Origin of the sequence: Dialister sp., from assembly GCF_047832375.1 — a bacterium.
Lineage (GTDB): Bacteria > Bacillota > Negativicutes > Veillonellales > Dialisteraceae > Dialister.
The window spans coordinates 1,348,840-1,363,197 of the sequence record NZ_CP181256.1 but is presented as its reverse complement, the minus strand read 5'-3'; the positions used below and the strand labels follow the sequence as shown (position 1 = coordinate 1,363,197).

Here is a 14,358-nt window from a genome sequence, read left to right as displayed (position 1 = left end):
CCCTGGGAAGCGGCAGGAAAAGGAGAGAAAAAAATGGCAACAGCAAAATTCGGACGGGTTATTACCGCCATGATTACTCCATTCAAAGAAGACGGTTCTGTAGATTATGAAGGGGCGGCAGCCCTGGCAAAACATCTGGTAGCCCATGGCTCTGAAGGCATCCTCGTCGGTGGCACCACCGGTGAAGGAGCGACCATGACTTCGGAAGAAAAACTGAAACTCTATCAGGTTATTGTGGACGCTGTCGGCAGAAATGCACCGGGCAAAAAAGTTCCGGTCATGGGTAACATCGGTACCATCAGCACCAGGGATACCATCCTCTTCGGCCGGGAGGCCAAGAAGACCGGCATCGACTGCGCTCTCTGTATCGTTCCGTTCTATGTAAAGCCGAACCAGGAAGGCATGTACCAGCACTTCCGGGCTGTAGCCAAACATGTGGACCTGCCCATCGTCCTGTACAATGTGCCTGGCCGGACCGGCGTATCCATCCAGCCGGAGACCATCAAGAGAATCGTGGACGAATGCCCGAATGTGGTAGGTATTAAAGATGCCACCGGCAGCTGGGACCAGGTAACCAAAGAAAAGGCCCTGCTTCCTGATGATTTCATGATTTACAGCGGCGACGACGCATTCACCCTGGCTCTCCTTATGGCCGGCGGCGTCGGTGTCATTTCCGTATCCAGCCACGTCATCGGCGATGATATGCTGGCCATGGTGGATGCCTTCGAAAAGGGAGACCTTGAAAAAGCAAGAGCCCTCCACATCAAAACATACCCCATCAACAAGGGCATGTTCTTCACTGCCAGCCCCACGCCTGTAAAGACGGCTGTAAATCTCGTAGGCCAGCCTGGCGGCCATTTCCGTCTCCCCATGGTGGAACCATCGGAAGAAGAAAAGGCCCATGTATACCAGATGCTGAAAGACTACGGCGGACTGGTGAAATAAGGTCTGACATGAAAGCTTCTGCCCTTGGGCAGAGGCTTTTTGTATGGCTGTAACGGTGGGCGAGTGTATAGCCCATGCGTATACATGGGGCTAAAGGTGGTGGGTCGAGCACCGCTTCGCTGGCTCGACCGGGTGGCAGCTTCAACATCGCTGCGCTCGTTGAAGCGGGGGCATAAGGGTAGATTTGCCGCCTTCGGCGGCTATACCACCTTATGCCCCCAGCGCGAAGCGCCCACCACCCGGTGAACGAGCGAAGCGATGTTCACTCACCACCTTTAGCCCCATCCACAGGCATGTGGACTATCAGCCACCACAAAAGGAGATTTACTAACAAAGTGCATGTATCTATTCATTCTGCTATCAGGGCCTGTGCTATCCTGCTGGCTGTGTCTTTCGCCTTCCTGCCATCGGAGGCCCTGGCCCGGGAGGGAATACACCAGGATTACCGGTTGGAGAAGGTGGTCATCTTCAGCCGCCACAACCTCCGGGCGCCTATGGGGTCTGACAAAAAGAAAATTGACGCCATGACGCCCCATACATGGTTTACGCCCGATACGAAGGCAGGGGAGCTGTCCAAACGGGGCGGTCTGCTGGAAACCATGATGGGCCAGTATTTCCGGGAATATCTGGAAAGGGAACAGTTCATGAAGCCCCATGAGGCGCCGGTTCATGGGAATTACCGGTTCTTTGCGGACTCCTCGGAACGGACGGTGGCTACGGCCCATTATTTTTCCGCAGGTCTTCTTCCGGATGCTTCCGTTTCTATCGAGTACAGAAAGCCCCTGGGGCCCGTGGATCCCCTGTTTGGTACGAAGATTCCTTCTTCTTTGAATGAAGGAGAAATGGAGGCCCTTCAAAGGGAGGCAGAGTCCCATGGGCATCGAATCCTGGAGAAAAACAGGGGAAATTTATCCATGGATTATTCGGAGCTGGAGCAGGTACTGGATGTGAAAGATTCGAAGGCCTGGAAAGAAGGGAGCTTCACCGGATTCCGGGAGGGAGATACGGAACTGACTTACGAAGCAGGGAAAAAGCCAAAAATGGCGGGCTCCCTGAAACTGGCCCATTCTCTCTCTGATTTCCTGCTCATCCAGTACTATGAAACGGAAGATGACAGAAAGGCAGCCTTTGGTCATGAAATGAGCCAAACGGACTGGGAAAAAATCGGAAATCTGAAGGACCTTTATGGTCAGATCCTTTATTCCTCACCGTCACTGGCGAAAGCCATTGGTGCGCCGCTTCTCCATTTCATTTCTTCAGAAATGGAAAACACCCGAAAACTGACTTACATCTGCGGCCACGACTCCAATATTTCTATCCTAATGGCGGCATTGGATATTAGTCCCTATGAACTGCCGGAAAGCCTGGAGAAAAAAGTCCCCTTCGGGATGAAAATAGTTATTGAAAAATGGAAATCCGGCAGCCATGAATACGGCACCGTAACCCTGGTGTATCCATCTACTGATGAAATCAGGCACTTTTCCCCCATGGGCCTGTCCCACCCGCCCATGGCAGTTCCCCTCCATTTTCAGGGAATTCCTGAAAACGAAGATGGTATGATGGACTGGGGGAGGCTGGTGAAACGGTTTAAAGTCCATAAGTCCATCGCCATCGAGGGCAAGGAGGAAAGGGAAGGTACTTCATCATGAATAGGGAATGGACGCCTGTTGCACAATAGTTCAAGCGTCATATTTCCAAGGGACTCAATGATCAGGGTTTGTCTGACAATGAACGTTCTTCTTCCTTTCGGGTTTTCCAGTCAACACGGTCTTCATGTCCGGGAAATCTTTCACAGGAAACCATTTCCGTTTCCATGGCTGCTTTGCAGTTAAGCCGCCGGTTTATGGAAAGCTGTAAGCGGATAGCGGTAAGCAGTCATTCTAAAATCTTACATCATGCCATAAATCTTATGGGAGGTATCCTCCTGTTCTAGGGAAGCACTGATTAAATCGTTGTCGGATTTCATTCTTGGATTTTTATGCAATGCGAGGAATAACTCGACCCAAATAGCGAGCTATTTAAGGCAGTAGTCCTGCATAGGACTGCTGAGCCAAGGCAAGTTGGCGCTTTCTCTGCACATAAAAGCGCCTTCCTTTTATCCTTGGCCGAGCTATGACGAAGCAGTGCATAAAAATCTTTATGAAATCTGACTCTGCGAATTAATCAGCGCTTCCCTAGTAATCAACTCATCCACTAACCCACTAACCCACTAACTCACCATCCCACCGTTCTTAGTGTAAAATGTTTCTCGGTAGAGGATTTCTCCCCTGCTGGATAGAAAAGGGAAGAGTCCCCTTTGATGGAAATGTTATAATTTCCTTGCGACAAAATCAAAAGAAAGGACTCTTCCCAATGAGCATTTTATCAGAGAATATCGAACTTTTCAAACCTTTTATTCAGGAGGAAATTCTCAAGAGTATCAAGGATTCTAAGGATTCACTGGCCATGGAGCAGGTTCTCTGGCACCTCTTCACGGAACTCTTTGGCCTTCTTGTGGCGACGGCCTTCGAAATGATCGATGGCGAGCTGTACGATAGGGTCTACAAGCCTCAGGGGTGGCGGATTTCCCGGCGGGATTCCAGAACCATATACTGCCTGTTTGGTCCTGTCACCTACAAGCGGAGGCGGCTGGAGATGGCCGGAAAGCAGGGATTTTACCCGTTAGATAAGAAATTTGGATTTCTGCCTTCCCGTCACTATAGCATGGGAGTGATTCTGCGCATTGCGCAGGCTACCCAGGTTACCCAGTTCCGTAATGTGAGCCATATCGTGAAAATTCTGACCCAGACGGATATTTCACATCAGACAGTTTCAAATCTCAGCCGCGCTGCCGCCCAAATGGTCAGAAAATACGAAGCAGCAGATGCAGCTATGGAGCAGGCCGAGAAGAGAGTACCGGAGGACGGGCTGCTGGCTATTGAGGGCGATGGGATTGTAATGAAGCAGCAGGCGGACCCCGACACCGATACCAAAGGCGGCCAGAACATAGAACTTCACCGAATCCAGGTCTATGAGGGCGTCGAGAAGAATGGGAAACGTTCGAGACTGACAGGGTACCACTGCTTCTCTGGAACGGATAGGAAAAGGCTGGTTGAACTCGTCAAGGTGTGGGTGCATGGCCGGTACAATCTGAGCGAGATTACAGTACTTTCCAACGGGGATGGCGGAGCAGGATATAATTTCGGTGACTTCGACGATATAGTCGAGGGATGCAAGACACATTACCATTTCCGGGACAGATACCATGTGAATGAGAAAGTGCGGACCCGCCTCAGCTTCTGCCCACGTGGATTCATCGATAAATTCGTGCTTGAACTGAATAAGAGCAGAAATGTCATCACAGATATGAAGCCATATCTGGATGCGGCTGCCAGCTACGCAGAAACAGAAGAACAGGCCGAGCAGGTACGGAGACTGGCAGACTATCTGAGTCGCAACGCCGACTATATCCCGGGCATCCGGGAGCGCGGAATCCGAACCGATATCCACCTGGGGGCAGCTGAAAGCAACCACCGACGCTATAGCTACCGTCTGAAAAAGCAGGGGCGCAGCTGGTGCAGGATAGGTATGGATTCAATAGGCACGCTGATTACTGCTACCCAGAATGACACTTTGGAAAAAGCCCTGATTTACTGTGCTGCAGGCAAAGCCTACAAGAAGATGGACCGGCAGATGCATAAGGCGGTCGTAGCAGCCGTAAAAACGAACCGCAAAGCCGCCAGGGACGCTAAATGGCACAGGAACGCACGGAATTACCGTCCCGGGTGCCTGGAAGGCCGTATAGGCGTATATGGAGCGACTTCAACTCCGATGGGCCAGCTTGCTAAAGCGATACAGATTTATTGAGAAAGCAGAGGCTGGGAAACCTGATAACGTCGACTGTCAAATAAAGTACCGAGAAAACCTTGACACATACCCCACCGTTCCACTCCCTTTACTCTCTCCCCGGTGCATGATAAAATGAGTTAAAATTATCAATTTACGAATCATAGGGAGGACAAGGATGGAAGAAATGAACCTGCTGCAGAAAAAGATTTTAAGTGATGGAGTCATTAAGCCGGGGAACGTGCTGAAGGTGGACAGCTTTCTGAATCACCAGATCGATGTGCCCTTTATCAGTGAACTGGGAAAGGAATTTTACAAACTTTTCGGGGACCGGAAGGTGGATAAAATCCTGACCATCGAAGCTTCGGGTATCGGTATTGCCTGTCTGACGGCGGTCTATTTCGGGGTGCCCGTAGTGTTTGCCAAGAAATCGGCAGGTTCTAACATGGACAAAGAAGTCTATGGGACAGAGGTCAGGTCCTTCACCCATAACAAGGTGAACCACGTGGTGGTTTCCAAAAAGTATCTGAATAAAGGGGAACATATCCTCATTATGGATGATTTCCTGGCCAATGGCTGCGCCGTGGAGGGGCTCATTGATCTCGTGAACCAGGCCGGCGGCATCGTGGAAGGCGTAGGCATCTGCATTGAAAAGGGCTTCCAGGGAGGCGGCGATGCACTCCGCAAAAAAGGGGTGGATGTAAAGTCTCTTGCCATCATTGAAAAAATGGATGCCGAAACCGGGTCCATCGTATTCCGGTAAGGAGAGGCCATGAAGAACGTAAATGACGCCATTTATGAGCTGAAAGGGGATATTCCACTTCAAAAGGCAGTGCCCTTCGGCCTGCAGCATGTGCTGGCCATGTTTGTGGCCAATATTGCTCCTATCCTCATTGTGGCAGGAGCGGTGAAAATGTCTCCTGAAGAGTCCGGGGCCCTGGTGCAGTCTGCCATGATTGTGGCAGGCATCGGATCCCTGCTGCAGATGTTTCCACTCTGGCGCCTGGGCAGCGGCCTTCCTATCATCATGGGAATCAGCTTCACCTTTGTGTCCGTGGCCTGCGTCATCGGCACGAAGTACGGCTACGGCGCCGTATTGGGAGCGGCCCTCATCGGCGGTATCCTGGAAGGTATCCTTGGCCTCGGCGCTACGTGGTGGAAAAAATTTGTACCACCCATTGTGTCCGCTTCCGTTGTTACGGCCATCGGATTCTCCCTTCTTCCCATCGGTGCCAATTCCTTTGGCGGTGGTTTCGGGGCACCGGACTTCGGCGATGCGAAATACCTTATCGTTGGCTCCATAACTCTCGTGGCCTGCCTTGTTTTCAACCTGAAGGCCCATTCTTTCTATAAGCAGCTTTCCGTACTTTTCGGACTTATCGTGGGCTACATAGCGGCCTATTTCTACGGCATGGTGGATCTCTCCCGGCTTTCCCAGGTGTCCATTGTTTCCATTCCTTCCATCCTGCCGGTACCCCTGGAATTCCATCCGGACGCTATTTTCTCCATCTTCCTGATTTTCCTCGTTTCCGCTACGGAAACACTGGGAGACACCAGCGCCCTGGCCACCATGGGCTTTGGCAGGACTCCCACCAATCGGGAAGTTTCCGGCTCCATTGCGGTAGATGGATTCATTTCCAGCCTGTCCTCCCTTTTCGGATGTATGCCTATTACCTCTTTCAGCCAGAACGTGGGCCTCATCGCCATGACCCATGTGGTGAACCGGAAGGCCATCGGCTGCGGGGCGGTCATCATGATCCTGGCCGGCCTCATCCCGGGCCTCGGTGTCATCCTGGCGTCCCTGCCCAATGCAGTACTCGGCGGATGCACCCTCATGATGTTTGGTTCCATCGTGGTGAGCGGTGTCCGTATGATGGGGGACTGCGGCTATTCCCAGAGAAACATGAGCATTGCCGCCCTGTCCCTGTCCATCGGTCTCGGATTTACCCAGACACCCCAGATTTTCCATATTTTCCCGGATCTCTTCCGCAGCGTCTTTGCCGATAACTGCGTGGCCGTGGTCTTCATCGTGGCCATGGTGCTGAACCTCATCTTCCCGAAGGATAAGGAAGATAAAGAAAATGGGGAAGGGCCGGAGATTGTAGAATAGTCGAAAGTGAAGCAGGGCTGCTGTTTTATGTCTCATGCGTATAAATGGGGCTAAAGGTTGTAGGTGGGGCGCCGCTTCGCTGGCCCCACCGGGTTGTGGGCGCTGGCGCGCCGGGGGCATAAGGTGCACAAGCCGCCTTCGGCGGCACTAAATACTCCATTTCCCTTTTGTGGTAAAGCCTCCGCCCTTTGGACAGGTCAGCGCCATATTTGGCCGTGATTGCTACTCTTCTGGCCTATTCACTGGCTATGGTCTTTTAATAATTTATGGACATAAGAAAAACAGGGAAGAACCGTTTTGGAAATCTTCACTGTTTTTTGCTATGTCATAAACAATAATAGGTACGAAATCAAAAATTTGATAAATGCACTTGGCCCTATAGGTAAAAGAGTGCCCCCCTTAGAGGCAATGCTATTCAGTTAAGCGTTTTACACAAGCATACGTTATAACGACGTGTGCTTTTTTTGTGTCTAAAAAAAGCTTAGGTTTACAAAAAAATATAAAAACATCAAAAAAAGGCTTGACAAATCCTCAAAAATTTGAGGCTCCGCCTGTTAGTAAGGGAACCACCCCAATTGTTAACAAGGAGGATTTGTTATGATCAATTTTGAAAAGCAAGTCAGAAAAATTTTTAGGAGCCACGTTCAACATGTTATTGACAATCCCAAGTTGTATGGGATTAACCCCAGATTTTTTACCCGGGTACGGAAATGGCCTATTGCACGTATTCTTTTAGTTATGTATAAGATGCAGACCGGCACCTTGCCAGATATCCTTTTCAAGAATTTCATTGAGATGGATGAATTTGGTGACTCAACTCCTTCTGCGTTCATTCAGCAGCGGCAGAAACTCACGACGGAAGTTTTTACCACCATTTTCAGGAATGTCCTCAAGGACCTGCACCGGTTACTTGAGCTTAAGAGATACCATGGCAAATTCCTTATCGCCTGCGATGGCTCAGATTCGCCCATGCCTACTCCAGTGTTACCTGTTCCAGATGACTGCAGTCCATTTGGGAGGCCACAGTACCATATGGATCATGTAAATGCTTTTTATGACGTTCTAAACCATCTCTATCTGGCAATTACGACTAAACCAAAGCTGTCATGCAATGAGCAGCGCGAACTTCTGGAGCTGGCCCAAATACTGTCCCAAGAGCATCCTATCTATAAACCCGAGGATACGGTCATCATCAGTGACCGTGGTTATGAAGGCTATCAGGTCCTGTGTCTGCTTACTCAAATGGGTTTTGGATACGTCATCCGGGCAAAAGGTCCGAGTGCAGGCATTCTTTCAGCCAAAGGGCTTAATCTCCCGGATGGCATCACCAACAAAGAAATAACAATCAATGTCCATGTAAGGCGCAGTGCCAAAGGAATCTATCATAAGGAATCCAGTGAAAAGTTCCGGCCTGAGACAGATATGATGCTGAGAATCCGCATCGTGTCCTCGGTTTCGCCAAGTGGGGATGTCCAGTATTACCTTACCAACCTGGATATCCGGTCATTTTCTGCCTCGGAGATTGGATGTATTTACAGAAAGCGCTGGCAGGTTGAAACAGCTTTCCGCCATTTGAAATATGGAGTAGGAGCCATCGTATTTCACTCCAAGTTCCTGCTCTATCAGGAAATGGAACTGTATGCGGCACTTACGTTGTATAACTGTGTTGCAGCCATCATAAACCATATTCCTATTCAGGAAATTGATGCACACCACAAGTACCGGTACAAGGTTAATTTCAAAGCAGGAGTCCTGCCCTGCCTGCACTATTTATTCTGTACGGAAGAGCAGGCGAATTCTTTCAATTTGACTAAGCGACTCGAGGCCTACAAAGTAGCTATCATTCACAACAGGCATTACGACCGTGGAAGAATTGAAAAGAAGGTCCATGCCTTCGAGGGAAAACCTACCGGATTCTAAGGAATATTGTCAACTAAGATACCCAAGCTATTATCACGGATAAATCCGAAAAAAATCCGCAATTTTCGGTTCTTTTCGCATGCAAAAATCTAACTTGTAAAAATAACTGATGTAAAAATGGTTGTTTAGGCAAAGCAAAAATGGAGAATTTATGGCAAGTTCACAATAATATTGCATCCCTAAAAGACATATTTTGCTCGTTTTTCTCTTAACTTAATAGCATTGCCCTTAGAGGAGGAGACAGCCCAAAAGGCAGGGGATGGATCCGCTTCGGAGAGGTGAGCTCTGCGAAGGTGAGAATGTTAGCATTGCGTATAACGCCACCTTTAAAGGAAATCAGCAAGACAGAACACTATAACTATTCACAAGCTATGGTCATTACATATAGGAGTATAAAAAACAGTGAAGAACGGATTGGCAGTTCTTCACTGTTTTTTATTGTAGTGAACATTCCGGAGATTTTCGGGCTGCTGGAGGCGGCGAATCCACATTATGCCCCTGGCGCGCCAGCGCCCACAACCTTTAGCCCCATTCAGTTTAATGGCTTACAGCTTCACTTTCAAAAGCCTGATGGAGTAGAGAATGCAGAGGAGCGTCACGCCGGTATCGGCGAAGACCGCAACCCACATGTTGGCATAGCCCAGAAGGCCCATGACCATGACCGCGATTTTGACGAAGAGGGCGAAGCCCACATTCTGCCAGGCCGTGGAAATGACTTTTCTTGAAAGCCGGATGGCCTCAGGAATGGCGCGGACATCGGAATTCAGGAAGACCAGGTCCGCCGCCTCGATGGCTGCGTCAGCGCCGCTTCCCATGGCAGCGCCTGCATCGGCGCCCGCCAGTACGGGGGCATCATTGATGCCGTCGCCTACGAAGAGGACGGAGCCTTCCTTTTCCCGGATTTCTTTCATAATGGAAAGCTTATCCTGGGGGAGGAGGCCGGCGTAGACTTTGGAGATGCCAGCTTTTTTCGCTACGGCTTCAGCGCTTTCCTTATTATCGCCTGTCAGCATGACAGGGGTGACGCCGAGCTTTTTGATTTCATTGATAGAAGCAACGGCGTCTTCCTTCAATGCGTCGGAAATAACGATGCATCCCAGCAGTGTATTTCCTTTGGCAACGTATACGAGGGTTCCGTTTTCTTTGATTTCTGCCATGGCTTCGGCAGGAACTCCGGCTTTTTCCATGAGCTTGGCATTGCCCACGGATACAGAGACTCCGGAAAGGGTGCCTTCGATACCGTAGCCCGCATTTTCATGGAGATTTTGGAGCTTAACAGGGACCACCTTTTCCTCATCGGCTGCTTCAATGATGGACTTGCCGATGGGGTGGGTGGAGTAGACTTCAGCGCCTGCGGCCAGGGCCAGGAGCTCATTCCGGTTCATGCCGCCGTGGACGAGGATATCCCGGACTTTGAATTTTCCTTCCGTAATGGTGCCGGTCTTATCCATGACCGCTGCCTTGACCTTCGCAATCACTTCCATCACCGTGCCGCCTTTGAAGAGAATGCCTGCTTTGGAAGCGGTCCCGATACCTGCAAAGAAGGAGAGGGGAACGGAAATAACGAGGGCGCAGGGGCAGGAAATGACGAGGAACGTAAGGGCCGTGTAAATGCATTTTTCCCAGTCCGCTCCAAAGAAGAGGGGAGGAATCAGAGCCACCGCCAGGGCAATGGCCACCACCACAGGTGTATAGATCCGGGAGAACCGGGTGATGAAACGATCGATTTTCGGTTTGCTGGCTACCGCATTTTCCACGGAGTCCAGGATACGGCTTACCATGGATTCGGAGAGAATTTTTGTGACCTGCAGGCGGATGGTGCCGGTCATGTTCACACAGCCCGAATCAATGGCCATGCCTTCGGATACGGCGATGGGCTTCGGCTCGCCGGTAACGGCGGACGTATCAAGCTGGGAAGAACCTGAAAGGATGATGCCATCCAGGGGTACCCGGTCGCCGGGGCGGATGAGGAGGATATCGCCCACCTTGGCTTCTTCTGCCGGTACCGTTTCCGTTTTGTCACCGTCAATGACCCGCTGTACCACTTCCGGACGAAGGTCCACGGCTTCCATGATCTGCTTTCTGCTTTTTCCGCTGGCCAGGTCCTGGAAATATTCACCGATGCGGTAGAAGAACATGACCCCCACGGCTTCCGGATATTCCTGGATGCCGAAGGCACCAAGAGTGGCCACGGTCATGAGGAATGTCTCATCAAAGAACTCGCCATGGGCGATATTTTTCAATGCATTCCATACGATAGGGCCGCCAAGGATGATGTAGGAAATGAAGAAGAAAATGTTGCCGTAGAGTTCCGGAGAACCGGTGAGGTAATGGAGAACCATGCCGATGGCGAAAATCACGCCGCCCACGGTGAGATGGACCCTTTCGTCCTTGTAGAAAGACTCTTCCTCTTCCGGTGCCGCCTTTCCTTTGGGCGGGCGCACCTTTTTGCGGATTTCCGTGGGGGATTCCACTTCATTGCACTTTTCCGTGAGCATGGGAATCAGCCCATCCGGATCTTCCGCCGTGAGCTTCATGGTCTTTGTGGCATAGGAAATGGAAGCGGACAGGACGCCGGGCTGCCGGTTAATGAGCTTTTCCAGCTTCAATGCACAGGCCGCGCAGTCAAGGGTGGGGATTTCATAGGTTTCTGTTTTGTACCCGCTCTTGTCTTCCGCCGGTACAATGCCTACGGACTCGTCCACCGACCGGCACACTGCCAGTACTTCCTTCAGCAGGGTATCCGGATTTTCTTTGGAAATGAGCCGGAGTTCCTTGGTGCGGAAAGAAATGGATGCAAAGAAAACAGAGGGCATTTCCCGGATTTTTCCTTCCATCTTGGCGGCACATTCCATGCAGTCCAGGTGTTCCATATGGTAAATCGACTTGTGGTACGTGGACCCCAGAAAATCACAGCGGCAGTCTGCCAGGTCTTTCCCGCAGATATCACAGTCTTCCTCGTCCACGCATTCGTGGCAGTGGCAGTTTTTGTCGTGACCTGCCTTATGGTGGATGCCTTTATCATGGAAATGGCCGAAAGCCCGCCGTTCATCGGCGAGGATTTCATTCTCATCTTCCATGATATCTTTTTCATTGGAAGCATACTTTACCAGATCCGGATCATGGGAATGGTCATGGGGAGCCGGCATTTCCTCCTCATGGTCGTGATCATGATGGTGGTCATGGTCATGATGATGGTCATGATCATGGGTATGACCGGGGCCTTCGTGATGATGGGCCGGATCTCCTTCCTCTTCACTTCCGGAATCGTCTTCATGGACGTGGGATACCCCTTCATGATGGTGGCTGTGGCAGTGGCTGCAGCCGCAGTTATGGGCATGAACTGCCTCTTTTTTATCAGACATATCAATTCCTCCTTATTACAGTAAGTAAATTTCTATACTTTGATTTTAGCATCCCCATAATTTAGAGTAAACGGTCCATGAAAAACACTTTAAATTTTCAAGTGGGGACAGGCAGTAAAGAGGGCTGTAAGCGGGAGAAATACTTCCGGCTGCTGGGGGCTCAAGGTTTCATATGCTTGAGACAGATCACCGGTACGGCATTAAGCTCCATAATCACCGTAATACAAAAGGCGGCGCACCATGGATTGTGCGCCGCCACATTGACTCCGGCCAAAGGCCTGTATCTATACTTCCTCCTTACGCCCAGGCGACAGCCTTCGCCCTGGCCAAAGGCCGAAGCCTTGTCCGCAGGCAGAGCCTCGGCCATAGGCCGCAGCCTTTTCACTTTTTCACATCTTCCGGTACCGCCACAATGGTTTTCTGGTGGCTGTAGTTCACCAGTCCCGGAGGGCCGTTGGGGATTTTCTTTACGTACCGGATGAAGGTATAGTCTACGTCTACCTTGCCGGACTCCCGGCCTTTGCTGTTCCAGGCAGCCAGGGAAGCCACTTTTTCCAATGTTTCCGGAGGTACCGTCTCTCCCTGGGTCTCGATAACCACATGGGAGCCGGGGATGGCCTTTGCATGGAACCAGATATCCGTCTTTGCTGCTTTCCGCAGGGTGAGGTACTCATTCTTTGTATTGCTGGTGCCCAGGTACACCCTGAAGCCGTCAATCATGCGGCTTTCAATCTTCGGATCCTGTGCTTTCCGGTTTCCTTTTTTATGCTGTTTCTGTCTTTTGTCGATACCCAGGGATTTCAGTTCTTCCTTCAGGGCTTCCAGGTCCTGCTTTGTGGTGACCTGGCCCGCAAAGTAGAGGGTCTCATTCAGGTAAGCCAGCCGGTCTTCGCATTCCTTCAGCTTTTCCTGTCCGATGGTGCTCCTTGTTTTCATTTTATTGTATTTCTTGAAATAGGCCTGGCTGTTATCGGTGGTGGAGAGCAGGGGATTTACGGGGATCCTTTCCTCTTCCGGAGGATCCTTGAACAGGTTGGAAACGGTGATTTCCTTCTGGTGGTTGATTTTCTCGTAGGCATAAATGGAGAGGAGGGTGCCCCAGAGTTTGTACTGGTCCATGCGGGAGGTTTCTTCCATTTCTTCCCGGATTTTCCGCTTTTTCCGTTCCTCTCTTTTGATGAGGGTGTGGAGCTGCTTCGTGTATTCCTGCACCGCCTGGCTGATGGAGCCGGCGCCGCTTTCCGCTTCCTTTTCCATGAAAGAAAGCACCGGTACTTCGCCGGACGGTTCTCCCAGGATGGAAAGGGGAATGGGGGAAATATTCATCTTTCCCTTGCCACGGCTGTACAGATACAGATGGTCGGAGTTTTCGATTTTCCTTGCCAGCCCTGTCATATGGGATAGGAGACTCTTTTCTTCGCTCTCCGTGAAATCGGACAGTTTCTTATCGGCAGGAACGCCACTTTCCGAAGCCAGCTCGTCTGCCAGGAAACGGGAAAATCCGTTGAACTGTTTAAAGAGCCAGCTGTCCATGGGGATCTCGTCTTTTTTGCTGAAATCAAAGATTTCATGGAGCTCGGATTCCGTAAATTTCATGAAATCCATGCGGTTCGAATTATCCGGTACATGGTAGGTTTCCCCTGGCACCAGCAGCCGGTCCAGCTTCTTTCCCCGTAGGCAGGCGTCAATGATGGTATCTCCTTCGGTGAGAATCATATTCGGCGCTGCCGGCAGGAGCTCCAGCCACAGGGTGCGGGTAATGATTTCACTGCCCCGTTCGATGCGGTCAAAGGACAGGGACACAATCCGGTCCATGGCCACCTGCTCGATTTTGGAAAGCCGGCTCCCTTCCAGGTATTTCCGAAGGGTCATACAGAAGGTCTGGGACGGGGAATACTGCTTCTTATTTTTTCCTTTACCTGTAAGGTAGAGGATGGGGGGATTGTAGGTATTGATGATGAGGCTCACCACATCCCCATCGGTGCAGTAAAGCTCCAGGTCCATGATACGGTTGTCGATCTGGTGAATCTGCCGGACCTGGCAGGAGTCGATCTTCTTCCGCAGCTCCTTCACCAGAACATATAAAACAGCACTGTCTATCTGCATATAAACCTCCTGAATTACATGATATATATGTAAATTAGTATATCATAGGCCGTGGGACAGCGGGGAAAGAAAGGTGGCTGAAGGGGA

At 50.7% G+C, this 14,358-nt stretch carries 8 protein-coding genes; 6 read left to right on the top strand and 2 right to left on the bottom strand.

Features of this window, described 5'->3' with window-relative positions; translation table 11 throughout:
• Window positions 1-33 precede the first annotated feature (33 nt).
• From dapA to ACFWUL_RS05435, 6 genes are all read left to right on the top strand, one after another.
• Complete coding sequence (gene dapA / locus ACFWUL_RS05460) at window positions 34-945, top strand: 4-hydroxy-tetrahydrodipicolinate synthase (RefSeq protein WP_416178039.1); 912 nt, start codon at window positions 34-36, stop codon at window positions 943-945.
• A 335-nt stretch (window positions 946-1,280) separates the two neighbouring features.
• Complete coding sequence (locus ACFWUL_RS05455; protein ID WP_416178038.1) at window positions 1,281-2,594, top strand: histidine-type phosphatase; 1,314 nt, start codon at window positions 1,281-1,283, stop codon at window positions 2,592-2,594.
• 703 nt (window positions 2,595-3,297) lie between these two features.
• On the top strand, window positions 3,298-4,791 hold the full coding sequence (locus ACFWUL_RS05450; protein ID WP_416176802.1) for an ISLre2 family transposase: 1,494 nt from the start codon (window positions 3,298-3,300) through the stop codon (window positions 4,789-4,791).
• Between the two features lie 166 nt (window positions 4,792-4,957).
• Entirely contained in the window at window positions 4,958-5,533 is a 576-nt protein-coding gene (locus ACFWUL_RS05445; protein WP_307743127.1) for a xanthine phosphoribosyltransferase, read from the top strand.
• A 9-nt stretch (window positions 5,534-5,542) separates the two neighbouring features.
• Complete coding sequence (locus tag ACFWUL_RS05440) at window positions 5,543-6,880, top strand: uracil-xanthine permease family protein (RefSeq protein ID WP_416178037.1); 1,338 nt, start codon at window positions 5,543-5,545, stop codon at window positions 6,878-6,880.
• Window positions 6,881-7,477: 597 nt separating this feature from the next.
• Window positions 7,478-8,800 carry an IS4 family transposase gene (locus ACFWUL_RS05435; protein ID WP_416177617.1) on the top strand — a complete coding sequence of 441 codons (1,323 nt, stop codon included), beginning with the start codon at window positions 7,478-7,480 and terminating at the stop codon, window positions 8,798-8,800.
• Between the two features lie 545 nt (window positions 8,801-9,345).
• Here ACFWUL_RS05435 and ACFWUL_RS05430 read toward each other — a convergent pair.
• Window positions 9,346-12,165 carry a heavy metal translocating P-type ATPase gene (locus ACFWUL_RS05430; RefSeq protein ID WP_416178036.1) on the bottom strand — a complete coding sequence of 940 codons (2,820 nt, stop codon included), beginning with the start codon at window positions 12,163-12,165 and terminating at the stop codon, window positions 9,346-9,348.
• A 381-nt stretch (window positions 12,166-12,546) separates the two neighbouring features.
• Window positions 12,547-14,271, bottom strand: a complete 1,725-nt coding sequence (locus ACFWUL_RS05425) for an Rqc2 family fibronectin-binding protein (protein WP_416178035.1) — start codon at window positions 14,269-14,271, stop codon at window positions 12,547-12,549.
• Window positions 14,272-14,358 lie beyond the last annotated feature (87 nt).

Excerpts from the sequence above, each read along its gene's own strand:
- ACFWUL_RS05425 (WP_416178035.1), bottom strand. The coding sequence starts at position 14,271 with ATGCAGATAGACAGTGCTGTTTTATATGTTCTGGTGAAGGAGCTGCGG.
- ACFWUL_RS05435 (WP_416177617.1), top strand. The coding sequence starts at position 7,478 with ATGATCAATTTTGAAAAGCAAGTCAGAAAAATTTTTAGGAGCCACGTT.
- dapA (WP_416178039.1), top strand. The coding sequence starts at position 34 with ATGGCAACAGCAAAATTCGGACGGGTTATTACCGCCATGATTACTCCA.
- ACFWUL_RS05430 (WP_416178036.1), bottom strand. The coding sequence starts at position 12,165 with ATGTCTGATAAAAAAGAGGCAGTTCATGCCCATAACTGCGGCTGCAGC.
- ACFWUL_RS05445 (WP_307743127.1), top strand. The coding sequence starts at position 4,958 with ATGAACCTGCTGCAGAAAAAGATTTTAAGTGATGGAGTCATTAAGCCG.
- ACFWUL_RS05440 (WP_416178037.1), top strand. The coding sequence starts at position 5,543 with ATGAAGAACGTAAATGACGCCATTTATGAGCTGAAAGGGGATATTCCA.
- ACFWUL_RS05450 (WP_416176802.1), top strand. The coding sequence starts at position 3,298 with ATGAGCATTTTATCAGAGAATATCGAACTTTTCAAACCTTTTATTCAG.